This is a genomic window from Streptomyces sp. NPDC047525 (assembly GCF_040643025.1).
In the GTDB taxonomy this organism is placed as follows: domain Bacteria; phylum Actinomycetota; class Actinomycetes; order Streptomycetales; family Streptomycetaceae; genus Streptomyces; species Streptomyces durmitorensis.
In genome coordinates this window covers 1-1,280 of the sequence record NZ_JBEYTL010000055.1, presented here as the reverse complement: position 1 = coordinate 1,280, position 1,280 = coordinate 1, and the positions used below count along the sequence as shown (strand labels likewise).

General features: G+C 68.8%; 2 protein-coding genes. Both read left to right on the top strand.

The genetic code is table 11. The annotated features are described in order from the left end of the window. Positions 1 to 325 (top strand): acyl carrier protein (locus tag ABZ833_RS45610; protein ID WP_361060044.1); only part of this gene is annotated, 325 nt, incomplete at its 5' end. 26 nt (positions 326 to 351) lie between these two features. After that, the coding region (locus ABZ833_RS45605) for a polyketide synthase (protein WP_361060042.1) at positions 352 to 1,280 on the top strand (929 nt) is incomplete at its 3' end.

Below are 1,280 nucleotides of genomic sequence, written 5' to 3'. Positions count from 1 at the left end.
CCTCCCCGCCACCACAATCTTCGACCACCCCACCCCCACCACCCTCACCGAACACCTCCACCAACAACTCACCCCCAACACAGCCGACATGGCACGGGAGGAGCAGGTTCAGGGCGCGTCCGTCGAGGCGGAGATCCGCCGGGCGCTGATGGGTGTACCGCTGACCAGGCTCAGGGAAGCCGGGCTGATGAAGCCGCTGCTGGTCCTGCTCGGCCTGGAGGACCCCGAGGCCGAGGACTCCGAGACATCCGGATCGGGCGAGGGCGCCATCGACGACATGGACGTCGATGACCTTCTCCAGATCGCTCTCGGCACCGATTCCTGAACTGATTCCGAAAGCAGGGGACGAGCATGGCTGCATCGAACGAGGAACTCATCCGCGGGCTCCGCGCCTCACTGAAGGAGCGGGACCGGCTGCAACGGGAGAACCAGCGGCTGACCGATGCCTCGCGCGAGGTCGCGCAGGCGGCCCGCGAGCCGGTCGCGGTGGTCGGGATGGCCTGCCGTTTCCCGGGCGGGGTGCGGTCGCCCGAGGATCTGTGGGACCTGGTGGCGGCGGGGGTCGATGCCACTTCGGAGCTGCCCGGTGACCGGGACTGGCCGGAGGACCTGTACGACCCGGACCCGGAGAGCCTGGGCAAGTCGTATGTCCGTCGCGGTGGTTTCCTGGACGATGTGGCGGGCTTCGACGCGGAGTTCTTCGGGATTTCGCCGCGTGAGGCGCTGGCGATGGATCCGCAGCAGCGGCTGCTTCTTGAGACCTCGTGGGAGGTGTTGGAGCGGGCGGGCCTGGACCCGCAGGCGCTGAGGGGCAGCCGGACTGGCGTCTACGTCGGCGCCTCGTCTTCCGCGTACGTCCCTGATGTGGACCACCTGGCGGAGAGCGTCGAGGGCTACACCATGACCGGCAACCTGGCGAGTGTGCTGTCGGGCCGGGTGTCGTACTCGTTCGGGTTCGAGGGGCCCGCGGTGTCGGTGGACACCGCGTGCTCGTCGTCGCTGGTGGCACTGCATCTGGCGATGCAGGCGCTGCGGCAGGGGGAGTGCACGCTCGCCCTGGCCGGCGGCGTGACGGTGTTGGCGAGTCCTGGTGGTTTCATCGAGTTCTCGCGGCAGCGTGGTCTGGCGCCGGATGGGCGGTGCAAGCCGTTCTCGGCGGATGCCGACGGGACGGCCTGGGGCGAAGGCGTCGGGTTGTTGGCGTTGGAGCGTCTTTCGGATGCGCGGCGTCTTGGGCACAAGGTGCTGGGTGTGGTGCGGGGTTCGGCCGTCAATCAGGA